This is a genomic window from Sciscionella marina DSM 45152 (assembly GCF_000379465.1).
GTDB lineage: Bacteria > Actinomycetota > Actinomycetes > Mycobacteriales > Pseudonocardiaceae > Sciscionella > Sciscionella marina.
Window position 1 is genome coordinate 223,105 of sequence record NZ_KB905381.1, and the last position, 22,731, is coordinate 245,835.

Consider the following 22,731-nt stretch of genomic DNA (forward strand, 5'->3'; position numbering starts at 1 on the left):
TGCTGTTCGCTCCTTTGCGTCCAGGAAAAATTTCCCGGGTACTCCAGTGGCCCGGGCACGAATCGAATTCGGCGCGTTCAGCGTCCCGCGCGGATATGCACCGCTTCGCCGTCGACGAAGGTGTAGTCCACTCGCACCTCGTCGAACCCGTCGGTCTGGGACGGTCGCAGCGGCCGGTCGAGCACGACCAGATCGGCACATTTCCCGATGTCGAGCGAACCGATCTCATCCTCGCGGCGCATCGCGTACGCGGAACCGCGGGTGGCCGCGTCCAGTGCCGTCGGCAACGGCAGCCGCTCCGCCGGGTTGAGCGGGTCCGCCTGCCCATGACCGGGACGTCGCACCACCGCGCCCTGTAGCGCGGGTAACGGGTTCGGGTCGCTCACCGGCCAGTCGCTGCCGAACGCGAGCCGCACCCCGCGTTCGGCCAGCGAGCGGAACCGGAAGATCAGTGGCCGCAACTGTTCGGGCACCGAGGGTAGTACCGAACCGCCGATACGGTCCACTTCCTGTGCCCAGTACGGCTGGACGTTGCCGAGGATACCGAGCCGAGCCATGGCGTCGATGTGTTCATCGGTGAGGAAGTACAGATGGGCGAGCTGATGCCGCCGGTCCCGCGGACCGTTGGCGATGATGGCCCGTTCGATCATTCCCAGCAGTTCGGTGGTGGATCGGTTGCCACACGAGTGAAAGTGCAGATCGAACCCCGCGGCGTCGAGCGCGCGGACCGCCTCGGCCAGCTCCTCGCGGTCGAAGAACGAGATGCCGTTGCCCGCGGTGGTGTCGAGGTAGCCGGGTTCGATGAGCGCGGTGCCGCTGCCGACCGAGCCGTCGTACATGATCTTGATCGCGGTGCAGCGGAATCGTTCGCCATCGGCGCTCTGTTCGCGCAGCCGCGCCAGTTTCTCGACGTTCCCGCCCGAGCGCGGCCACCACAGGCATCCGGTCACCCGGCCGCGCAACAGCCCCGCTGCCTCGGTTTCCCGGTATGGCGCGAAAACATCGGTCGTAGGGACGAAGTCGCCGACGATCGCCTCCTGCCAGGAGGTGATCCCGAGTGCGAGCATCTCCTGCTGGCCGCGCAGCAGTCCGGCGCGCAGCTGGTCACCGGTCAGCGGTGGGAGCACCCGGGCCGCGAGGTCCATCGCGTCCTCGTACAGCATTCCGTTCGGGCTGCCATCGGCGTTGCGGCCCAGCCTGCCACCGGGCGGATCGACGGTGCCCGGGCCGATACCCGCGATCGCGCGGGCACGTTCGCTGACCCACGCGCAATGCCCGTTGGCATTGTTCAGATACGCGGGACGGCCGTCCACACACCGCTCCAGCTCATCGAGGGCGTGCCAGGCATCGGCGAACAGCGAGTACTGCCAGCCACGGCCGATCACCCACTCGTCCGCGCCGATTCCTCGGCTGTAGTCCGCCACGATCGTGAAGAGCTCCTCGCGGGTGCGAGCGCGGGTCATATCGCAGCGCAGCAGCTCGATCCCGGACTCGGCGACGTGCACGTGCGAATCACCGAACGCGGGCAGTATCGCCGCTGCGGCCACGTCGATCTCCTCGCCCGGCTGCTCGACTTTCGCGCGCAGGTCCCGCATCGCTCCGCGGGCGGCGATCCGGCCCTCGCGCACGTGCACGAACTGTCCCTCGGCGAAATCGGCCGTGGGCAGCGTGCAGTTGACCAGCGTTACGTTCGGCATCTTCACCTCTTGGTCGTTCCACCGCTGAACCCACCGAGGACGGGGCCAGGCTGAGCGAACCCGAGGCTACGGAAAAGTAGTACTATTAGCAACCGTCGACGCGTCAGGTCACCGCCCGAGTCCAGGTGACCGGGAGTTCGTGGACGCCGTAGACGAGCATGTCGGTGCGCAATGGCACCCGTTCTTCGTCGACGGCAAGGCGGAGCCCGGGAAACCGCCCGAACAGCGCGGAATAGGCCACGTGCAGTTCGGCGCGGGCCAGCTGCTGGCCGAGGCACTGGTGCACGCCGTGCCCGAAAGCGAGGTGGCCCGCGGTGTTGCGGTTCAGCTCGAGCCGGCCGGGCTCGGGGTAGGCGTGCGGATCGTGGTTGGTCGCGAGCACGGAGATCGTGACGACCTGGCCGCCTTCGATGGTGCTGCCCTCGAGCTCGACGTCCTCGGTGGCGGCCCGGGTGAGGGTGAGCCCGGCGATGGAGCAGTACCGCAGCAGTTCCTCGACCGCGCCCGGCACCAGCGCGGTATCGGCACGCAGTGCGGCCAGTTGGGCCGGGCTGCGCAGCAGCACCAGGGTGCCGAGCGCGATCATGTTGGCCGTGGTCTCGAATCCCCCGGCGAGCAGCACGTGCGCGATGGTGACCAGTTCGGTCTCGGTCAGCTCACCGGTGCCGATCAGTCCGCCGAGAATGTCGTCGGTCGGCTGTTTTTTCTTGTCGGCGACGAGTTCGGCGAGATATTCGGCGATCCGGGTCTTCGCCGCGGTGAGCTCCTCGGGTGAGGCATGCAGGGCCAGCGAGGACGTGATCGCTTCGCCGAACATGGCGCGGTCGGCGTAGGGGACACCGAGCAGATCGCAGATCACCAGGCTCGGGATCGGGATGGCATAGTGCCGCACCAGATCCACGGGCGGCCCGCAGTCGTGCATCCGGTCCAGCAGGCTCGCGGCGTACTCCGCGATGCGCGGGGCCAGGGTGCGCATCCGGTGCACGGTGAACTGGCCGGTGAGCAGCCGCCGTAACCGGGTGTGCTCGGGCGGATCCATCATCCCGAAGCCACCGGGTGCGGCGGGGCGGCCCATGGCATCGCCGAGCGCGCCGGTGGGGTGACGGCGCAACTCCGCACGGGCACTGAACCGTGGATCGGCGAGCACCCGGCGGGCCGCATCCCGCCCGGTGATCAGCCAGCCCCGGTGCCCGTCGGCGTAGGTCAGCGGCGTCACCGGGCCGAGCTGCTGGGCCGCCGAGAGCCGTGCCGAGGGTGCGATGAGACCGCGCCGCGCCAACAACAGTGCTTCGACCTCGGTGCGCCCCATACCGTATCCTCCGCCGCCGTGGCTCCCCGGTCAGGATACGGAGCGGGGCAACCGCGGTATCAGGTGAGCGTGAGCTCCGCGAGGGTGTGGTCGGAGATGGTCGCGTCCCGGTCGACATGGCCGGGAATGCCGGGGACTTGGCCTTCCGAACTGTGCTGGTGCACGGCGAGCCGCGGATAGGTCCAGCCGGGGTTGCCCGGATCGCCGTTGTAGCGGGCGATCATGCCGAGGATGTCGCGCTCACCCCATGCTGCCGGGTTCAGTGTCGTGCTTTGCCACCAGTCGAGATTGCCGTAGACGACCAGCGGGACGGCGAGCCGATCGTAGAAGGCGTTCACGAAATCGTTTGCGGTGGCGCGCATGGCGTCGTCCTCCATGTCCAGCATGGGGCGCAGGTTCCGTGCGGCGAGCTGGTCTCCGGCGACGGCCCGGAAATGGTCGACCTGGGCGGCAGCCTCACCGGGCCGGGCGAAGTGATAGCCGCCGACGAGGATGCCGACTCCGGAGAGTTGCCCGGTTTTCTGTGCGTAGGTGTCGTCGGCCCAGTCGGCCGCTTCGGTAGCCTTGCACCACGCGAACGAGATTCCGTTGGCGTGCACGGCATTGGGATCACTGATGGTCTGGAAGTGCGAGACGTCGATGCCATAGTCCATGCGAGTCCTCCTTGACCATCCCATGATGCTCCGCGGAGGTCGTTCGCCGACAGCGACCATCGTACGATTTGTCCGGCTCGATATCTGGCCGAGATATTGCCACTACCTCGATCCGTTCCCGTCAGGTGCAGTCGATCCATTCCAGGTAGCCGGTTCCGGTGCTGGTGTGCCCGGACCAGGTGGTGTAGTGGGTGAAGGCGGCGACATAGCCGCGTCCGTGGCCGAACCGGTAGGGCGAGTCGACCGTGGCTTCGATGGCGATGACGGGATCGTTGCTGGGGCCGATGGTCCACCGCATGCGCCGGGGAGCGCGCATGGTGCGGCCGATCGGGTCGGTCAACGGCTCGGGCAGGTATTCGGCAACCGTGCACCGGGTCTGCTCGAAGACCTGGGTCCGGCCGTCGCGGGTGCGCAGCTGGGCCAGCCGGCAGGCGGATGCCCCGGCGGCGCGGACATCGGTGAGCAGCAGCTGGGTGTCCGCGCCGAGGTTCACGATCTGGTAGGTGAAGAAGTCGACCGGCAGTTTCCGGTGTTCGGCGAGCGGGGTGGCCGAGGCGGTCTGCGGCGAGACGCAGCGGGCGTATTCGACCGTGCCGAGCCCGCCGATCTCGTGTTCGCCCGCGGCATCGGTGATGGTGCCCCGGTAGCTGGCCAGCAGGCTGAGGTGGTCGTAGGCGGCGGTGCGCACGAACCACGCCACGGTGTCCCCGGTGGTGAGTTCGAGGTCGACCGCGAACCGTTCGTACCGTCCGCGCACGGTGACCGCCGGGAGGGCGAGCTCGATCGCCAGGTTCTCGCCCCAGGCCAGGTGCCCGGTTCGCTCGCCGAACGCGCAGTCGGTGCCCGAATCGTAGGCGCGGTAGTGATGCTGGTCAGCGTGCGCGGTGGCGGACAAAACCGTTGCGGTGTCCCGGACATCCCGGGCGGCAAGGTGGTCGTTGTCGAAGCACACGGTCCCGGTGGCACCGATGAACGTCATCGTGTTGAGGTACCGGTGGGGTTCGGGAAGATCGGGAAGGAAGACGCCGTAGTGCGTCCAGCCCCACAAGCGCGAACGCGTGTGCGGGCGGAACAACCGGGTCCGCCGGAACGGGCGGGTGGATTCCGGCACCCGCCGGTCGACGATACCGAGAGCGCCCACCACCACTGGGGCGAGCCGGTGCAATAAGGGACGGTTCACGGGAGATCCACCAGAATTCCGGGGTTGAGGACACGAGCCGGGTCCACTGTGGACTTCGCGGCGGCGAGTGCGGCCGCGAACAGGTCCGGGCGTTGCCGGTCGTACCACCGGCGGTGATCGCGGCCGACCGCGTGATGGTGGGTGACGGTGCCGCCGCGGGTGTGCAGTGCCTCGGTGACCGCGGTCTTGATCTCGTCCCACTGTTCGACGGTGCGGCCCCAGGTTCCGGTGGCGTAGACACCGAAGTAGGGCGCGGGCCCGTCGGGATAGACGTGGGTGAGCCGGCAGGTGACCGCGCCGGTGACACCGGCCGTGCGCATCGCCTCCTGCGCGGCAGCGGTCACCGCATCCCGCAGTGCCTCGACGCGATCCCAGGTGCAGGCCGTCTCGAACGTCTCCACGATCATGCCCCGTGCGGCCAGCGCGTCCCGCTGATAGGGCATGCGCAGGAAAGCGGAGCGCCAGGTACCCGCCGCCCCGGTCCGGGATCCGGGATTCTCCTTGCTGTCGCTGTAGTTCGCCGGTTCCGGGAGGGTGCCGCCGTGCTCCCGGCAGAGTTCGAGTGCGCGCCGCATCCACGGGGTGACCGGATGGTCGGCGGACTCGAAACCGAGGACGAGCACCGCGTCGGTGCTGCCCGCGTTGATCATCGCCTCGACCGGGTCCAGCAGCCGGCAGTTGGCCGGAGCCAGGTCCGACTGGGCCACCGCCCGCACCGCCGCGAGACCGTGGTCGAAATCGGCGAAGTGGACCGCCGCGCTCGCCCGCCAGCGCGGGCGCGGTCGCACCCGCATCCAGGCCCGGGTGATGACACCGAGCGCGCCCTCCGAGCCCAGGAACAACCGGTCCGGCGCGGGTCCCGCCCCCGATGCCGGAACCCGCAGGGATTCCACCGGTCCCGCGGGCGTGAGCACTCGCATCGACTCGGTCAGCTCGTCGATGTGCGTCGGCCCGGTGGCGAAGTGCCCGCCCGCCCGGGTGGCCAGCCAGCCACCAAGCGTGGAGAACTCGAAGGACTGCGGGAAGAAGCGCAGGGTGAAGCCGTGCGGGCGCAGCTGATCCTCCAGAGCCGGGCCGAGCGCCCCGGCCTGGACGAGCGCGGCCCGGCTGGTCGCATCGACCTCGAGCACCCGGTCCATGCCGGTCAGATCGAGGCTGAGCACACCGGGATACGCGGCGGCGAACCGTGGTTCCACGCCGCCCACCACCGAGGTGCCGCCGCCGAACGGCACGACCCCGATCGCGGAATCGGTGCACCAGTCGAGGATCGCGCTCACGTCGGACTCAGTGCGCGGATGCGCGACGAGGTCCGGCACGTGATCCACACGTCCGAGCAGCGCCCGGACCACATCGCGGAACGCCTGCCCGTGGCTGTGCGCCAGGCGGTCCCCGGGGTCCGCGGAGAGCAGTCCGGCCAGCGAATCCGGTGGCCGGATCCGGCTCGGCGGTACGGCGAACGAGCCGACCGGTGGCGCCGGATGCGGACTCAGATCGGCGTCGGGGAACAGCGCGGACACCCGGTCGACCAGTCCGGTCAGCTCGGCCCCGGTGACCGCGCCCTCCTCCGTTCCCCATCCCCACCAGCGACGGTGTCGCGCGGGCCGGGCTCGTTCAGTCATGCCGCACCACCTGGTCTCATTCGTGTCCCGGAACGGATCCCGGCGAATTGACTTTTGGGTAACATAGGTCGGAGTCACCCATTGGTCAACTCCGGTAGCGGTCCCCGTGCTCCCGGTGGGCCGAGTAGGCTGCGGTCCCGGCCGGAAGGGGAGGGGCAGCGTGGCGACGAAGGCGATGCGCGGTGGCTCCAAAGGGATGCCCCGTGCGGTGCGCGAGGGCGAGATCCTCGACGCGGCCGCGGTGGAATTCGCCGCGCGTGGTTTCGCCGGGCTCTCGGTGCTCGAGGTCGCCCGGTCGGCGGGCATCTCCAAGCCGCTGATCTACCGGTACTACGGCTCCAAAGAAGGGCTGTACATCGCCTGTGCCGAGCGGGCGGGAACGGCGCTGACCGCGGGGATCGACGAGGCGATGCGGGCCACCCGGCGACCGGGCGAGGCCGCGCTGGCGGTGTTGCGCGCCGCGTTCACCGCGCTCGAACCGCGGCCACACGACTGGACCGTCCTCTACGACCGCTCACTGCCGGACGACGGCGAGGCCCACCGGACCGCGCGGCGATACCGGTTGCGGCTTGCCGAGCAGGCCGCAACCGGTATCCGTACCTCGTTCTCCGGGCACGGACTGACGGATCCACTGGATCTGGACGCACTGACCCAGATCTGGATGCACACCGTCACCGCGCTCGTGGACTGGTGGCTGCGTCATCCCGAGCAGTCGGCGACCGAGATGATCGACCGTTCCCGGCGACTGCTCGGCGCGATCCGTGGCCTGTAGGGGATCCGGCCCCTATCCGTCGAGCGTGGGGTAGTCGGTGTAGCCGTGGTGGTCACCGCCGTAGAAGCCGATGGCCACCGGGCCGATTCGGGCGCGCTGTGGTTCCGGGCGGCGAGCAGCGTGCTCCCCGAATCCGGCCGGGCTGCCCAGGATCGTTGAACAGCCCGACACCCTACGTTCGGCACTCACCCCGCTCTGCTGAGCCGGTCTTCGCGCCGAACGCGGTCAGGATTCCGCCGATTCCGATCAGCACCAGGGGCGTGTACACGTACGGCATCACCGAACTCAGGCCGAGCATGTAGAAGCTGTAGAAGGACGGAATGACGAGCGAAACGCTGTAGGCGACCCCGTAACCGGAAGCGCGGATCCTGGTGGGGAATGCCTCGATCAGGTAGACGGTGGCGATACCGAACGGCGAGATCGCCACCACGAGGCTGACCGTGTACAGCACCATCGCGAGGGCGAAACTCCCGCCATGGCCTAGGATGAGCAGCATCGCGAGGAAGGACGGTACCGATACGGCGACGGTCCCGCATCCGCAGAGGATCAGCATTCGCCTGCGCCCATAGCGCTGTCCCAGGTACCCGAAACCGAGGTAACCGAGGAACAGCACGATGTTCGCGAGGAGCAGGGCCGTGGTCACGGCATTGGCGTCCTGGCCGAGATAACTGATCAGCAGGCCGGAGGCGGGGGAGATGATGGACTGGACCGCGAACCACAGCCCGGTCATCAGCAGCATCGTCTGGATCAGCCTGCGGCGAATACCGCGATCGCGCAGCAGTTCGCGAAGCGGTGCCTTCTTCGCCTCGCTCTGCTCCCGGACCGCGACGGATCGCCACTGCTCGGATTCGTGGATGGAGCGGTAGAAGAAGACGAAGAACACGACCCCGAGCAGCCCGCCGACCAGGAAGGGAATCCGCCAGCCCCAGGCCTGGTAGGCGGAGCCGGTGTCCCCGCCGGGCAGGAAGTTCAGCAAGGGCAGGGTGACCGCGGAAATGGCGATGTACCCGATGGGGTAAGCGCCGCCGATGTAGGCGCCGACGATCCCGCGCCGCGCCGGTGGGCAGGATTCCAGTGCCAGTGGGTTGGCGCTGGTGTACTCGCCGCCCATGAAGGTACCACCGACCAGGCGCAGCACCAGCAGGCAGACGATGCCACCGTAGCCCCACTGCGCATAGCCGGGCAGTGCGGCCATCAGCAGGGTGCACACGGTGAATCCGGCGACCGCGATGAGGGTGGCCTTGCGGCGCCCGATCCGGTCGCTGATCCCGCCGAAGACGACCGAGCCGATGGGACGGCCGAGCAGGGTGGCGGCGAAGGTCAGGTAGAACAGGGTCGTCTCCGCCGAGGCAGGGATGCCCGCGGGCTGGAAGTAGTGGATGGCGGGAGCGAGCGCCACCACGGGAAGGTAGATGTCGAAATAGTCCACGCCGAAGCCGAAGAACGCGGCGTGCGTGGCGCGCCGGGCCTGGGGCGACATCGTCGTCGATCGCTGGTCCGTGGCAGGTGGAGCCGATTGTCCGAGCTGGGTCCGGTCCATGATCGGAGCTCCTATCAGTGTGTCATCGATGGTGCCGAGCGTGCTGCCGCGGATGCCTCCTTTCCTTGATGTGCGGGGAGCCGGTCAGCGTTCGAAGGTGCGGACCTCGAACGTGACACATCCCTGCGGCGCGAGCCACGGGCCGTGCGCCATCCCGGGCGGGCGGCAGGCGTACTGGCCGGCGCTGAACGTGGTGCCGAGCGTGGTGTCGTGGATCGCGCCGGAGTAGATGAGCACCTCTTCCCAGAAATCGTGCCGCTGCACGCCCATCGGGCCGGAGTCGCAGCCGGGTTCGAACCGCAGCAGGCGGGTGACCGAGCCGGTCTGCTCATCCTTGGCGAGCACGAATTCCGCGAGCCCGGGTACCCCGTCGATCGGGGTCCAGTTCGATTCCTCGGCGAGGAACGGATCCCAGAACTCCATCTCTGGTTTCGGCATGTGCCTTACCTTTCTCTTGGTTTCTCACAGACTCGATTCGGGCAGCGAACGAATTCCGTACTCGCAGTGCAGTGAGCGGCCGAGTACCGGATCCTCGAGAGTGACGCGAAACCCGTTCCCGTAGCCGAATTCGCCGCCGATGATCGGGATCGTGCCGGAGAAGACGGCGTGTGGCGCCGTTTCACCGACCCTCCCGGCGACCTCCGCGAGCAGTGCCCTGGGCGCGAGCATCTCGGCCACCGAACCGTCCTGATAGGACCGCCAGCCCTGATCGGTGCGCACCTGCGCGCGCAGCAGCAACTCGTCCCAGTGGCCCTCGAGTTCGGACAGCGGCCACAGGGTGGCGCCGACCGGTTTCTCGCAGGCCTGCTTCGCCTTCACCACGTTGTTCGCCTCGAGCTCCCGGTCGGTGTGGTCGGAGCCGACACCGACCAGCACCTCCCCGTCCGCTTGGAACAGCACGAATTCGGCCTCACCGGCGGTCCGGTCACCGATGACCTCGATCCGTTCCGCCGTGGTCAGCCGGTTTCCGGAGACGGCGAACACCGAAGGCACCCGCTCTGGCGGCGCGATGCCGTGTCCGGCGAGTTCCTCGATGTGTGCGGCGACGGCGGCGGTGTCTCGTCCGGTGTATCCCGCCAGCAACAACAGTCCGGGCCGGAGCGTTACTTCGCACCGGTCGTTCTTCGTCTCGAGCGTGTAGTGCATTCTCGTCATCCCAACCTGTCCAGCACCCGGTCGCCGAGCGCGGTGAATTCCCGGCGTGCGGCCCGAATCCGCTCCGGTTCGAGCTCGACGCGCAGCACGCCCGGCCGGTCGTCGAGCTCGCCGAGCGGGGTTCCCCACGCGTCGAAGGCGAGCGAACTGCCCGCGAAGACACCGGTTCCCTGGCGGCCCGCGGTATTGCAGCCGAGCAGCCCGGCCTGGTTCTCGATCGCCCGGGCGCGCGCGAGGCAGCGCCACGCGTCCAGCCGGGGGAACGGCCAGGCCGCGACGACGAGGAAACACTCCGCGCCCTGCTCGACCGCGGCCCGGTAGAGCTCGGGGAACCGCAGGTCGTAACAGGTGGAGATGCCGAAGCGGATGCCGCCGAGCTCGCAGGTGACCACCTCGGACCCGCGGGTGAGCAGGGTGCGTTCCCGCGAGCCGTATCCGAAGAGATGGATCTTGCGGTACCGGGCGGCGAGCGATCCGTCCCGATCGAACAGCAGCGCGGTGTTGTACAGGCCATCCGGAGCCCGTTCCACGATACTGCCCGCACAGCAACGGATTCCGCACTCCGCGGCCAGCTCGCCGAGCAGTCGGGCGGTAGGCCCGTCCAGTGGTTCGGCCAGCGCTTCGTAGGAGTCGAAACCGAAGAAACCCGGTAACCACATTTCCGGCAGCACGACCAGTTCCGCCCCGCGCCGGGCTTCCGCGCGCACGGCTTCGGCGACGGCATCCCTGCGGGCGGACGGTGACTGGTCATCGGTGACCGAGAGCTGAATGGCCGCGGCGCGCATCGTCTCGTCCGCTCAGTCGCCGAGCGCGGGCCGGATGTGCTCGGCGATCATGTCGAGCTGTTCCAGATCATCGGTGAGCGGGCCGAGCACCACGTAATCCATGCCGTGCTCGGCGAGTTCGGTCAGCCTGCCCAGCTGATGATCGAGATCGCCGAGCAGGTAGCACTCCTGCAGATGCTCGTAGCTGCGGTGGGTGCCGAACGCGCGCACCGCGTGCTCGTGCTGCTGTTCGAGTGCCCGCTCGCGGGTCTGCCCCGGGCTGAGCTGGATGAAGTTGCAGTGCGCGAACCGTACGGAATCCCGTGGTTTGCCAAGGGATTCCAGATGATCGCCGACCGTGCGCCAATCGCGGAGCAACCGGTCCTGGGTTCCGGAGCAGCGGGAGAGCCAGGCGTCCGATTTCGCGATCCGGTTCAGCACCGAGGTCGGCATCGAATCCCGGTCATGGAAATTCGGATCCGGTACCCGGCTGCCGCCGGATACCCAGATCTGGGGCAGTTCAGCGGGCCGTGGCTCGATCGTCACATCGTGGAACGAGTAGAACTCCCCGTCGAAGCTCGCCGATTCCTTGCTGAGCAGTTCCTGCACCGCGGCGATGATCTCGTCGGTGCGCCGCCCGCGTTCGGAGATGTGCGTGCCGACCGATTCGAACTCCTTCGGATCCCAGCCGGGGCCGACACCGAAGATGTAGCGGTCGTTGGACAGCTGCGCCATGGTGGCGATCTCCTTGGCGAGTAGCACCGGATGGCGCAGCGGCAGCACCAGGATCCCGGTGCCCAGCATCGCCTGCTCGGTGAGCGCCGAGGCATAGGTCAGCACCGACAACGGTTCCAGCCACGCATTGCCGTAGAGGCCTGGCGCGGTCAGCAGATGGTCGATGTCCCAGATGTCGAAGCCGAGCTGTTCACAACGCTGGATGTACTCCTTGAGCCGGTGCACCCGCCGGTGCTGATCCTCGCCCGTGCTCGGCTGCCATGCGTACGAGGGAACCCAGATACCGATCTTGACCGCCATGGTCGACCACCTCCGCGGTAGACTGTAGATAGAATTCTATCTACTACACAACCCCGCCGACCGGATTCGCGGCCGGGACTCCGATTCGAGCGGGTGGGCGGTACGCTGACTCAAGGAGGCGCGACGAGGTGACCACGCAGGCAATTCCGGGGGTTCCGGGCTCGAAGGCACCGGGGACCACCACGGACTTCGTGACCGAGGTGATCCGTAACCGCATCGTGCTCGGCGAACTGGGGCCCGGGCAGAAGGTTCCCGTCTACGAGCTTGCCGATGAGCTGGGGGTCAGCCGGGTCCCGTTGCGCGAGGCGGTTCGCGAACTGGAGGCCGAATCGCTGGTGGACAATCTGCCCCGACGCGGCACCGTGGTACGCGAGCTCCGGGTCACCGATCTGCGGGACACCTTCGAGATCCTGCACGCCATCGAACCCATCGCGACCCGCCGCTGCGCCGAATCCGGCGACGAGGAGATCGTGCGGGCCATGCGCTACTGGCTCACCCAGATGCGCGAGCTCGCCAAGCGCAAGGTGCCACAGACCTCGGCCGAGATGCTGCACGCGCACCGCGAATTCCACTTCGCGCTGTTCCGCGCCGCGGGCGACGGTGTGCTGCAGCGCCATCTGTGCATGCTCTGGAACACCTGCGAGCGGTACGTGATGAACAGCCTGCCCAACCGGCGGCGGCAGGCGGACGCGGCCAGTGAGCACGAACAGCTCGTCGAGCGTATCGAGGCCCATGATCCGGACGGGGCGGTCGAAGTCCTGCACCGGCACCTGGACGCGAGCCTGTCCGGCGCGCTGCGATACCTCGAATCGACCACCTAGATCAGCGGACCTCTTGCCAGGCCGAAGATAGAATTCTATATTCGATGTGTGATGGGAATCGGATACGGCCGGGCCGCTGTCGCGGGCACCGGGGTGTGATCCCGGCCTATCCTCGATGAAGACTCGCCCGCCCGCGGCCGAGTTCTCGTGGCCCGCACACACATCCCGCCGCTCCCAGGATGAACCAGTCGAGCGGACGACAGGCACGTGGCAGGGAAGGAGTCTCGATGAGGAGTGCTCACCGGCGGCACGGAATCGGTGCCCGTGTCCCGCGCCGTGAGGATGCCCGGCACCTGTCCGGAAACGGTTCGTTCCTCGCGGATCTGCGCCTGCCGGGCCTGCGCGAGGTGGCCTTCCTGCGCAGCGAGGTGCCGCACGGCCGGTTGTCGGCGGTGCGGCCGCCCGCCGACGCGGAACCGGGAAGCGTGTGGACCGCGACCGAGCTCGCACCGCTGGCTCAGCCGTTGACCGCGACCTCGACCCTGGATGGGTTTCGCGAGGCGCCGTTGCCGAATCTGGCCATGGACAAGGTGCGTTACGTGGGGGAGCCGATCGCGCTGGCGATCGCGCCGTCCCGGGCCGAGGCGGAGGATCTCGTGGCCGGGATCGCCGTCGATATCGAACCGTTGACCGCGGTCGTCGATTTCTCCGACGCGCTGGAGGCGAAGGCCTTGGTGCACGAGGACTGGCCGGACAACGTCTTCGCCACCACCGGTGGCGCGGTCGGCGATGTGGACGCGGCGGCGCGGGCGGCGGCCGTGTCGATCACTCGCGAGTACACGATGCATCGGCAAGCCGTGGTTCCCCTGGAACCGCGGGGCGTCGCGGCCCACTACGACCGCTCGGCCGATCAGCTCACCGTGTGGTCCTCGACCCAGACCCCGCACATGATCCGGGACATGATCGCGCTGCAGCTCGGTATCGAGGGGCGCCGGGTCCGGGTGATCGCGCCGGACATGGGCGGTGGGTTCGGCGCCAAGTGTTCGGTCTATCCGGAGGAGATCACGCTGGCCGCGATCGCGATGCGGTGCGAGTACCCGATCCGGTGGATCGAGGATCGCTGGGAGGGCATGGTCGCCTCCACCCAGGCCCGCGATCACCACTACCGGATCACCGCGCATGCCGCGGCCGACGGTGAACTGCTCGGGGTGGATGCCGAGATCCTGGTGAACAGCGGCGCCTACTCGGTCCATCCGTGGACCGCGACGATGGACGCCACGATGTCCTCGGCGATGATCCCCGGACCCTATCGCCTGGCCGACTACCGATTCCGGACCCGGAGCCTGGCCAGCAACAAGACCCCGTCCGGTCCCTATCGCGGCGTGGCGCGGCCGGGTGCGTGTTTCGCCATCGAGCGCACCATCGACGATCTCGCCCACGAACTCGGGATCGAGCCGAAGGACATGCGGCTGCGCAATATGGTCGCGCCTGCGCAGATGCCGTACCGTTCGGTCGCCGGAAAGGTCTACGACAGCGGGGATTACGCCGAGGCGGTCCGCCGGGTCGCCGAGCTGATCGGTCATGAGCAGTGGCGGGAACGCCAGCTGGCGATTCCGCGTGCTGCCCGGCACCGGATCGGTATCGGCTACGGCTCGTTCACCGAACAGACCGCGCACGGCTGCATCGAATGGGCCTCCCGGGGCCTCGCGATCACCATCGGCACGGAAAGTGCCCGCCTGGCCATGGATTCGACCGGGACGTTCACCCTCGCCGTCGGGATCAAGAGCCACGGACAGAGTTCGGAGACCACCCTGGCGCAGGTGGTCAGCGAGGTCTTCGACGTGGATGTCGAGCGGGTCACCGTGGTGCACGGGGATACCGACCGGACCCCGCGCGGCGACGGCACTTTCGCCTCGCGGTCGATGGTGATGGCCGGTGGTGCCACCTTCGGCGCGGCCCGCCGGCTGGCCGACAAGGTCCTCGAGATCGGTTCGGTGTTGCTCGGCGAACCGGCCGGGGAACTGGAGCTGCGGGACGGAGCGGTGCACGGCAGGACGAACTCGATCGGTTTTGCCCGGCTGGCCAAGGAATTCCTGTTCACCCCGGACCACGTGCCCGGTGTCGCCCCCGGGCTCGAGGTCACCCACTACTACCGGCCCGAGGTGCAGACCGGGGCGTTCACCTACGCCACCCACGCCGTGGTCGTGGATGTCGATCTGGACACCGGGGATGTGCGGCTGCTCGACTACGGGATCGTCGAGGACTGCGGCACCGTGGTGAACCCACAGGTGGTGGACGGGCAGATCATCGGCGGCATCGCCCAGGGCATCGGCACCGCATTGCTGGAGGAACTGGAATACGACCCGGAAGGGCAACCGAAATCCACCAGTTTTCTGGACTATCTGCTTCCCGGCGCGTGCGAGGTACCGGAGATCAAGATCGGCCACCTGGAAACCCCCTCGCCGAACACGGTGTTCGGCATGAAGGGAGCGGGCGAGGGCGGCGCGATCGCCCCGCCTGCCGCGATCGGCAACGCGATCACCGACGCCCTGCGCGAGACCGGGGCATCGATCAGCGAGACGCCGATGACCCCGCGGCGAGTGTGGGCGAGCATGCAGGCGGCCGCCGAGCCGCGGACGGTGGGTGTCGCGGGATGAAGCCTGCCGAATTCGCTTATCACCGACCGGATTCCGTCGAAGAGGCACTGGGACTGCTCGGCGAGCTGGAGGAGGCGAAGGTGCTCGGCGGGGGACAGAGCCTGCTGCCGATCCTGAACATGCGGCTCGCCGCGCCCGCGCATCTGATCGACATCACCGGAATCCGTGCCCTGCGCCGGTTCGAGGAAGACGACAGCGGTGTCCGCTACGGGGCGGTCACCACGCACATGATGATCGAGGACGGACTCGTTCCCGATCCGGCCCGCGGTTTGCTGCCCCATGCCGCGGCCGGGATCGGTTACCGGGCGGTGCGCAATCGCGGCACGATAGCCGGAAGCCTCGCGCACTCCGATTCCAGCGCGGAATGGCCCACCGTCCTGTCCGCCCTCGACGCCGCGGTCCACGTCCGCTCGAACCGCGGGGACCGGCGCATTCCGGTGCGGGAACTGCTGCTCGGGTTCTTCACCACCGCGCTGGCCGAGGACGAACTGATCACCGCCGTCGAGGTTCCGCGGCTGCGCGAGGGCACCCGGTGGGGCATGGTCAAGATGGCCCGCAAACCGGGCGAGTTCGCCGAATCCCTGGCCATCACCCTCGTTCGGCCCGGGGAAACCGAGATCTGGCTCGGCGCCGCCCGGGATGTCCCCGTCCGGCTCGCCGAGACCGAGACTGTCCTCGCGGGCTCCATCGGGCCGATCGCGCTGGAGCAGCTCGCCGAGGCCATCGGGGCCGATACCGGCAGCAGCGGGTACGAGCGGCAACGGCACGCGGTGGCCGTGCGGCGTGCGCTCGAGACGGCGCGAGGCGAGACGGTGCGAGGAGCCGAGGTCCATGTCTGAGATCACCGTGGAGCTCACGGTCAACAGGCGGGCGCGCACCGCCACGGTGCCCGCGCGCACGACCCTCGCCGACCTGCTGCGGGACAGTTTCGGTCTCACCGGAACCCATCTCGGCTGTGAACAAGGTGTCTGCGGGGCCTGCACCGTGCTCCTCGACGAACTGCCGGTGCGTGCCTGTCTCACCCTGGCGGCATCCTGTCAGGGCAGCGAGGTGGTGACGATCGAAGGTCTCGACGGCCCCGATGCCGAGCGGATTCGTGCGGCGTTCTCCCGGGAAGGCGCGCTGCAGTGCGGATTCTGCACTCCCGGCATGGTCCTTTCCTGCTACGAGCTCGCCCGCCGCAGGCAGGTGCTCACCAGGGACGAGGCCTGTATGGCGATGTCCGGGAACATCTGCCGCTGCACCGGGTACAACGGCATCATCCGCGCGGTCCGGTCCGCCATCGCCGAAGGCATCGAATCCGAGTCCTGAACGGGTATCCCCGCCTGGAAGGAGTAGTTCGTGGAATTCGCCGACGAATTCACCGTCCCGACCGGTGCCGAGCAGGCCTGGTCGGTGCTGACCGATGTGCCCCGGATCGCGCCGTGTCTTCCCGGAGCCACCGTCGAACCGCACGACGAGAACTCCTATTCGGGAACCGTCGCGGTCAAGGTCGGCCCGATCCGGGTCTCCTACTCGGGCATCGCCACGTTCTCCGAACGCGACCGGGATGCCCTTCGCATGGTGCTGGACGCCCAAGGCAAGGAACAGAGCGGAAAAGGCTCCGCCTCGGCCACCGTCACCGTCCGGCTCGCCGAGGAATCCGCGGACCGGACCCGGGTACACGTGCACACCGAGCTGCGCATCACCGGCAAGCTCGCCCAGTTCGGCCGCAGCGCCATGGCCGATGTCAGTTCCCGCCTCATCGCCCAGTTCGCCGACAACCTCGAAAACCTGCTCGGCCCGGCTCCGGCCGGAGAACGCCAGGCGCCCGCGGCGGCTCCCGCCGCACCGCCGACCGCCGCATTGCCAACCGACGCAGCCCCGCGTGCGGCCGCCGCCCCGCCGACCGCTGCCGCCCCGGCCGGGGACGGCGAGCTCGACGCGCTCGCCATGCTCACCCCGCTGCTCAAACGCGCGCTGCCGGGTATCGGCGCCTTCGCCTCCGGAGTGCTGCTGACCTGGCTGACCGGGTGGCTTCGCCGGACGAGGGACCGCCGGATCCTCGGTGCGCTGGCCCGCGCGGAATCCTGCCCGTGGCAGCACCGGCCGCCGGGGAATTCGCCGATCCGCTGACCGGCCGGGGTGCTGCCGCGCCGCGGCCGGGGGCATCCTTGCGACGTGACGAAGAACGCCGAGGAACCGAATGTGACGCTCTCGGCACCGCGCGTGGTGGAACTACTCGACGCGGTAGCCGCGGAATCCGAGGACGAGGCCGTGCGCGTGTTCGAGCGGCTGGCGGCCGAATTGCCGGGTGAACCGGTGCTGGTGGATCGGCTGCGCGCGCTGCGTTCGCTACTGGCCCGGCTGCGCCGCCGTGGTCACGAGCTGTCCGCGTTGTTCTCCAGTGCGCGGGAACTGGCCGAGTTGCGGGACACCGATGCCTTGCTGCACCGTCTGGTGGAGCGGGCGCATGCCTTGATGGGCACGGATGTGACCTACCTGTCGGAGTTCCACGAGGATTCCGATGAGCTCCGGGTGCGCACGACCTTGGGGACCGTGGCGTCCTCGTTCCGGGAGCTGCGTGTGCCACCGGGAATGGGCGTCGCGAGCCAGGTGGTGCGTACCCGGTGTCCACAGTGGACCTCGGTGTATCACGCGAACCATTCGGTCCCGCACGATCAGGGAATCGACGCGGCGGTGGCGGACGAGGGACTGGTGGCGCTGCTCGGGGTGCCGCTGGTGGCCGGCGATCGGGTGCTCGGGGTGCTGTTCGCGGCCGACCGCAGTGCGCACGAGTTCACTCCGGACGAGGTGGCCCTGTTGAGCGCGTTCGCCGATCACGCGGCGGTGGTGCTGCAGACGACCAGCCTCCTGGAACAGGCGCGGGTCGCGGCGCAGGAGGTGGAACGGGCCAACTCCGTGCTGGTCAGCAATGTGACGGCGATGGAACGGGCGAGTGCGGTGCACGAGGACCTCACCGCCGTCGTGCTGACCGGCGGCAGTGCGAGTGGGGTCGCGGAAACCCTGGGAAAGGCATTGGGGCGGTCCGTGGTGATCCTCGACCGTGAGCTGGGTCCCGTCGCGCAGCAACCGGTGGGAAGCGAAGTGCGGTACGCGGACGGGCACGGGGCGTTGCAGCCGGCCGTGCGGAACGCGATCGAAGTGAGCCGGATGTCCGCGCGGTGCGTGTTCGTCGATGGACGGCAACCGGGGCCCGAGATCGCGGTCGCCGTCGTGGCCGGTCGGACCTTCCTCGGGGCGGTGCTCGTCGGATACGGGGAGCTGGAGCTTCGCGAGGTCGAGCGGCGCACGATCGAACGAGCCGCGCAGATCGCTTCCCTCGTGGCGGTCCAGCAGGAGGCGGTGGCGGCCGCGGAGGACCGGGTGCGCGGCGAACTGGTCGCCGATGTGCTGCGGGCCGATCAGCATCGCTGGGCGGAGCTGCTGTTGCGGGCACGGGCCCGGGATGTGCGGCTGGACGAGCTGCGTTCGGTGGTCGTGCTGGACGTGCCCGCGGACGGCAGGGGAGCAGCCACCGAGGCGCTGCGCAGGTCGGCGCCCGGCGGGCTGGTCGGTGAACGCGATGGCCTGCTGGTGCTGCTCGCTCCGGGCAGCGAGCCGGTCGCGGTGGCGCGGGCGGCAGCCAAGGCCGTCCGCGCGGTCCAGCGGGTCCCGGTGCTGGCGGTCGCCGGTCCGCTCGCCGGTTCGGCGGCCGAACTGGGGCGCTCCTTCGAGACGGCGTGCCGGTGTGTGCGGGTGGTGCGCACGCTGAACACCGCCGAAGGAGTCGTGGATGCGCGGGCCTACGAGCCGTATCTGGCGATGTTCGGGGCCGGCGGCGCGGACCTGTCCGGGTTCATCGAGGCGACCATCGGACCGGTGCTCGGCTGGGATGCCGACCGTGGCACGGACCTGTTCACCACTCTGGGCGCGTTCGTCGACGCGCAGGCGAGCCCCAGCCGTACGGCGCGCGTACTGCATCTGCACATCAACACGGTCAACCAGCGCCTCGAACGGATCGGTTCGTTACTGGGTGCGGCGTGGCGGGAACCCGAGTCGCTGTTCCGGATTTCCGTCGCAGTTCGCCTGCACGCCCTGGCCGGGGCAACGGATTACACGTAGCCGCCCGCATGAGTATGTGTGGTTTGCCCGTGTCGCCTCGTTCGATGTCCGCTTATGGTTGCTGCCAATCGATGGCAGCGGAGGTAGCGGGTGACGACACAGAGCAGGATTCCCGGGTTTCGCGATGGTTCCCCGGCCGGGCGGCGCGCATCGCTGGCCCAGCACGCGCAGCTCGTCCCGGACTCGCTGGACGCGCTGGCCACGGGTGGGCTGAGCCTCGACCAGGCCGATCACATGATCGAGAACGTGGTCGGCACGTTCGCCATGCCGGTCGGGGTGGCCACGAACTTCACCGTCAACGGTGCCGATGTGCTGGTGCCGATGGTCACCGAGGAACCCTCGGTGGTCGCCGCGGCCAGCAACGCCGCGCGGATCGCCCGTGAGCGGGGCGGTTTCCACACCAGCAGTACGCCCCCGGTCATGCAGGCCCAGGTTCAGGTGCTGGATGTCGCGGATCCGGAAGGTGCCAGGGCGCGGCTGCACGAGGCCGCGGCGGAACTGATCGGCCTGGCCGATGAGCAGGACCCGCGGCTGGTCTCCCTCGGCGGCGGGGTGCGCGAGCTGCGGGTGCGCACGGTGCCCGGGCGCGGCGGCAGTTATGTGCTGGTGCACCTGGTGGTCGATGTGCGGGATGCGATGGGCGCGAACGCCGTGAACACGATGGCCGAGGCGGTGGCCGGCCGGGTCGGGGAGATCGCCGGTGGCCGGGTACTGCTGCGCATCCTGACCAACAAGGCCGATCTGCGCCTGGCGCGGGCCCGGGCGGTGTTCGGCGCCGATGCCCTCGGCGGCACGGAGGTGGTGGACGACATCGTGCACGCCGGTGCGCTCGCCGAGGCCGATCCCTACCGCGCGGCCACACACAACAAGGGGATCATGAACGGGATCACCGCGGTCGTGCTGGCCACCGGCAACGACACCCGTGCGGTGGAGGCGGGCGCGCACTCGCACGCGATCAATGCGGACGGGCGGTACAGCGCCCTGTCGCACTTCGAGATCGACCGCAACGGCGATCTGGTCGGCACCCTCGAACTCCCGATGCCGGTCGGCCTGGTCGGCGGGGCCACCACGGTGCACCCGGCGGCCCGCGCGGCGGTGGGGCTGCTCGGGGTGACCACCGCGGCCGGGCTCGCCGAGATCATCGCCGCGGTCGGCCTCGCGCAGAACTTCGCCGCGCTGCGCGCCCTGGCCACCGAAGGCATCCAGCGCGGGCACATGTCACTGCACGCGCGCAACATCGCGGTGTCCGCGGGTGCCACGGCCGAGGAGATCCCCGTCGTCGTGCGCCGCCTGGTCGCCGATCGCGCCGTTCGAACCGAACGGGCCGAGCAGCTACTCGCCGAGCTTCGCTCGGCCGGGCACTGATCCGCCGTACTCGAGACGTCAAAGGAGACGCAGCAACCATGACCCTGCACGTGGGAATCGACGTGGGCGGCACGTTCACCGACGCCGTCGCCATTCACGATGGCCATGCCGTGCGCGGCAAGGCTTTCTCGACACCGGATGTCACCAGCGGCATCCTCGATGCGCTCGCCGTCCTCGAGGACCGGCTCGGCGATGGCGGAGACGAGTTCTACTCGCGCATCGACCGGTTCGTGCTCGGGAACACGATCGTCACCAATGCCGTGGACGAACAGAAGTACGCGGGTGTGGGTCTGCTGACCACACAGGGATTCCGGGACACCTTGCGCATCGCCCGGTCCGCACGGGACGAGGAACGCGATCCGCATCGCATGGCGCCGCCGCCGGAGATCATCGACCGCAACCGCATCGTCGAAGTCGCCGAACGCATCGATTCCCGTGGCGAGGTCCTGGTGCCGCTGACCGCCGAGGCTCTGGAACAGGCCGTGCGGCGGGTGCTCGAAGCGGGCGCCGAATCGCTGGCGGTCTGTCTGCTGTGGTCGTTCCGCAATCCCCAGCACGAGCAGGAGATCGGCAAGTACCTCGAAACCCATCACCCCGATTTGCCGTACACGCTCTCCAGCGCGCTGACCCCGGTGTACCGGGAGTACGAGCGGATGGTGACCACCACGCTCGACGCGGCGGTCAAGCCGATCGTGGCGCGGCACTTCGACCAGCTCGCCGCCGAGCTCGCCGGGCGCGGGCTGCGCACCCGGGTGCAGATCATGCAGGTGCACGGTGGGTTCCTCTCGGTGGAGGAAACCAGCAAGGCGCCCATCGCGATGTTCAACTCCGGCCCGGTCGGCGGGGTGACCGGTGCCCGGCTGCTCGGCCAGCGGTTGGGGCGTTCGCGCGTGCTCACCGCGGACATGGGCGGGACGAGCCTGGACGCGGCCGCGATCATCGACGACGAGTTCCGGGTGTTGCCCCGCGCCGAGATCGGCGGCCTGCCCACCAGTCTCACCGCTGTGGACATCGAGACGATCGGTGCCGGAGGGGGCAGTCTGGCCTGGATCGACGGGCGCGGGGTGATGCGCGTCGGACCGCACAGTGCCGGTTCGGTGCCCGGACCCGCCTGTTACGGCAAGGGCGGGGAGCGTCCCGCCGTCACCGATGCCGCGCTGGTGCTCGGTCTGCTCAATCCCGACTACTACCTCGGCGGCACCGTCACCCTCTCCGAAACCGAGGCGCGCCGGGCGGTGCATCGTCATCTCGCCGAGCCGCTGGGCACCGACACCGATGCGGCCGCGCACGGGGTATACCGGCTCGCCGTCTCGCAGATGGCCAACGCGGTCCGCAAGATCACCGTCAACCGGGGACACGATCCCCGAGAGTTCACGCTGATCGGATTCGGCGGGGCCTGCGGGCTGTTCGCGGCGGCGATCGCGGCCGAGATCGGGGTGGCCGAGGTCGTGATCCCGCGCAACGCCGCGGTGTTCTCCGCCTACGGGCTGATGCACGCCGATTCGGTGTTCTCCGCGGTGCAGACCACCCCGTGGACGTTCGCGGAACCGGCGGCGCAGCTGGAGAAGGAATTCGCCGCCCTCGAGGCCCGCGCGCAGGAGTGGTTCGAGACCGAGGGAGTTCCCGGCGAACGGCGTGAGCTCTACCGCGAGGCGGACATGAAGTTCCTCGGCCAGATCTTCGAGGTCACCACGCGGTTGCCGAGCAAGAGCTTCGGCGATGCGGACAAGGACCTGTTGCGCCGGCGGTTCATCGAGGATTACGAGGCCGAGTTCGGTGCGGGCACCGCGTGGACCGAGGCCGAGATCCTGCTGGTCAACTCGCGGGTCAAGGCGATCGGGCGCACCGAGGCGCAGCAGATCACCGACAACGGCGGCACGGACGAACGGCACAGCGTCGAACGGCGGGACTGCGTCGATCCCGCGAGCGGGCAACGGCGCGTGATCGAGGTGCATCGCGGGTTCGGCGCACTGGGGAAGGCAGCGGGTCCCTGTTTACTCGAGGAGCCCGACACCACCGTGTACGTGCCCGCGGGGGCGGTCGTGGAAGTGGTCGACGGCGGGCATTTCTCCATCACATTGAATGCCGTCTGACCCCCGCCCCACTGCCAGCAAGGAGAG

General features: G+C 69.0%; 20 protein-coding genes. 9 read left to right on the plus strand and 11 right to left on the minus strand.

Going from position 1 to position 22,731, the window contains the following annotated elements; all coding sequences use genetic code 11:
* Positions 1–77 precede the first annotated feature (77 nt).
* The 5 genes from A37U_RS42650 to A37U_RS0107010 all read right to left on the minus strand — a co-directional run bounded on the left by A37U_RS42650 (position 78) and on the right by A37U_RS0107010 (position 6,458).
* Positions 78–1,697 carry an amidohydrolase gene (locus A37U_RS42650; RefSeq protein WP_157182671.1) on the minus strand — a complete coding sequence of 540 codons (1,620 nt, stop codon included), beginning with the start codon at positions 1,695–1,697 and terminating at the stop codon, positions 78–80.
* A gap of 103 nt (positions 1,698–1,800) precedes the next feature.
* Positions 1,801–3,006, minus strand: coding sequence for a cytochrome P450 (locus A37U_RS0106995; RefSeq protein ID WP_020495907.1), 1,206 nt, complete (start codon positions 3,004–3,006; stop codon positions 1,801–1,803).
* Positions 3,007–3,065: 59 nt separating this feature from the next.
* Positions 3,066–3,659, minus strand: coding sequence for a glycoside hydrolase family 25 protein (locus A37U_RS0107000; protein ID WP_020495908.1), 594 nt, complete (start codon positions 3,657–3,659; stop codon positions 3,066–3,068).
* A gap of 121 nt (positions 3,660–3,780) precedes the next feature.
* Positions 3,781–4,839 (minus strand): DUF6670 family protein, encoded by a 1,059-nt coding sequence (locus A37U_RS0107005; RefSeq protein ID WP_051111584.1) that lies wholly within the window; start codon positions 4,837–4,839, stop codon positions 3,781–3,783.
* On the minus strand, positions 4,836–6,458 hold the full coding sequence (locus tag A37U_RS0107010; RefSeq protein ID WP_020495910.1) for an FAD-binding oxidoreductase: 1,623 nt from the start codon (positions 6,456–6,458) through the stop codon (positions 4,836–4,838). The genes A37U_RS0107005 and A37U_RS0107010 overlap by 4 nt, the downstream gene beginning before the upstream one ends.
* A 160-nt stretch (positions 6,459–6,618) precedes the next feature.
* Here A37U_RS0107010 and A37U_RS0107015 point away from each other — a divergent pair, with 160 nt between their 5' ends.
* Positions 6,619–7,230 carry a TetR/AcrR family transcriptional regulator gene (locus A37U_RS0107015; RefSeq protein WP_240437507.1) on the plus strand — a complete coding sequence of 204 codons (612 nt, stop codon included), beginning with the start codon at positions 6,619–6,621 and terminating at the stop codon, positions 7,228–7,230.
* 12 nt (positions 7,231–7,242) lie between these two features.
* Here A37U_RS0107015 and A37U_RS51315 read toward each other — a convergent pair whose 3' ends face one another.
* The 6 genes from A37U_RS51315 to A37U_RS48150 form a co-directional block, all read right to left on the minus strand.
* Positions 7,243–7,401: a hypothetical protein gene (locus A37U_RS51315; RefSeq protein WP_020495912.1), complete on the minus strand. Its 159-nt coding sequence runs from the start codon at positions 7,399–7,401 to the stop codon at positions 7,243–7,245.
* 1 nt (position 7,402) lies between these two features.
* On the minus strand, positions 7,403–8,770 hold the full coding sequence (locus A37U_RS42655; protein WP_063712759.1) for an MFS transporter: 1,368 nt from the start codon (positions 8,768–8,770) through the stop codon (positions 7,403–7,405).
* Positions 8,771–8,854: 84 nt separating this feature from the next.
* The gene (locus A37U_RS0107030; RefSeq protein ID WP_020495914.1) at positions 8,855–9,208 is read right to left on the minus strand and encodes a cupin domain-containing protein; all 354 of its coding nucleotides are present in this window, start codon (positions 9,206–9,208) and stop codon (positions 8,855–8,857) included.
* Positions 9,209–9,232: 24 nt separating this feature from the next.
* Entirely contained in the window at positions 9,233–9,916 is a 684-nt protein-coding gene (locus A37U_RS0107035) for a DUF2848 family protein (protein WP_020495915.1), read from the minus strand.
* 5 nt (positions 9,917–9,921) lie between these two features.
* Positions 9,922–10,710: a carbon-nitrogen family hydrolase gene (locus tag A37U_RS0107040; protein ID WP_020495916.1), complete on the minus strand. Its 789-nt coding sequence runs from the start codon at positions 10,708–10,710 to the stop codon at positions 9,922–9,924.
* Positions 10,711–10,722: 12 nt separating this feature from the next.
* Positions 10,723–11,724, minus strand: a complete 1,002-nt coding sequence (locus tag A37U_RS48150) for an LLM class flavin-dependent oxidoreductase (protein ID WP_020495917.1) — start codon at positions 11,722–11,724, stop codon at positions 10,723–10,725.
* A 128-nt stretch (positions 11,725–11,852) separates the two neighbouring features.
* Here A37U_RS48150 and A37U_RS42665 point away from each other — a divergent pair, with 128 nt between their 5' ends.
* The 8 genes from A37U_RS42665 (at position 11,853) to A37U_RS0107085 (ending at position 22,704) form a co-directional block, all read left to right on the plus strand.
* Positions 11,853–12,545 (plus strand): GntR family transcriptional regulator, encoded by a 693-nt coding sequence (locus A37U_RS42665; RefSeq protein ID WP_020495918.1) that lies wholly within the window; start codon positions 11,853–11,855, stop codon positions 12,543–12,545.
* Positions 12,546–12,772: 227 nt separating this feature from the next.
* Positions 12,773–15,142 carry a xanthine dehydrogenase family protein molybdopterin-binding subunit gene (locus tag A37U_RS42670; protein WP_020495919.1) on the plus strand — a complete coding sequence of 790 codons (2,370 nt, stop codon included), beginning with the start codon at positions 12,773–12,775 and terminating at the stop codon, positions 15,140–15,142.
* On the plus strand, positions 15,139–15,981 hold the full coding sequence (locus A37U_RS0107060; protein ID WP_020495920.1) for an FAD binding domain-containing protein: 843 nt from the start codon (positions 15,139–15,141) through the stop codon (positions 15,979–15,981). Before A37U_RS42670 ends, A37U_RS0107060 begins: the two co-directional genes overlap by 4 nt.
* Complete coding sequence (locus tag A37U_RS0107065) at positions 15,974–16,453, plus strand: (2Fe-2S)-binding protein (RefSeq protein WP_020495921.1); 480 nt, start codon at positions 15,974–15,976, stop codon at positions 16,451–16,453. The genes A37U_RS0107060 and A37U_RS0107065 overlap by 8 nt, the downstream gene beginning before the upstream one ends.
* 30 nt (positions 16,454–16,483) lie before the next feature.
* Positions 16,484–17,257 carry an SRPBCC family protein gene (locus tag A37U_RS0107070; RefSeq protein ID WP_020495922.1) on the plus strand — a complete coding sequence of 258 codons (774 nt, stop codon included), beginning with the start codon at positions 16,484–16,486 and terminating at the stop codon, positions 17,255–17,257.
* A 45-nt stretch (positions 17,258–17,302) separates the two neighbouring features.
* Positions 17,303–19,246 (plus strand): helix-turn-helix domain-containing protein, encoded by a 1,944-nt coding sequence (locus A37U_RS0107075; protein ID WP_020495923.1) that lies wholly within the window; start codon positions 17,303–17,305, stop codon positions 19,244–19,246.
* Positions 19,247–19,336: 90 nt separating this feature from the next.
* Positions 19,337–20,611 (plus strand): hydroxymethylglutaryl-CoA reductase, degradative, encoded by a 1,275-nt coding sequence (locus A37U_RS0107080; protein ID WP_020495924.1) that lies wholly within the window; start codon positions 19,337–19,339, stop codon positions 20,609–20,611.
* A gap of 38 nt (positions 20,612–20,649) precedes the next feature.
* On the plus strand, positions 20,650–22,704 hold the full coding sequence (locus tag A37U_RS0107085; RefSeq protein ID WP_020495925.1) for a hydantoinase/oxoprolinase family protein: 2,055 nt from the start codon (positions 20,650–20,652) through the stop codon (positions 22,702–22,704).
* Positions 22,705–22,731 lie beyond the last annotated feature (27 nt).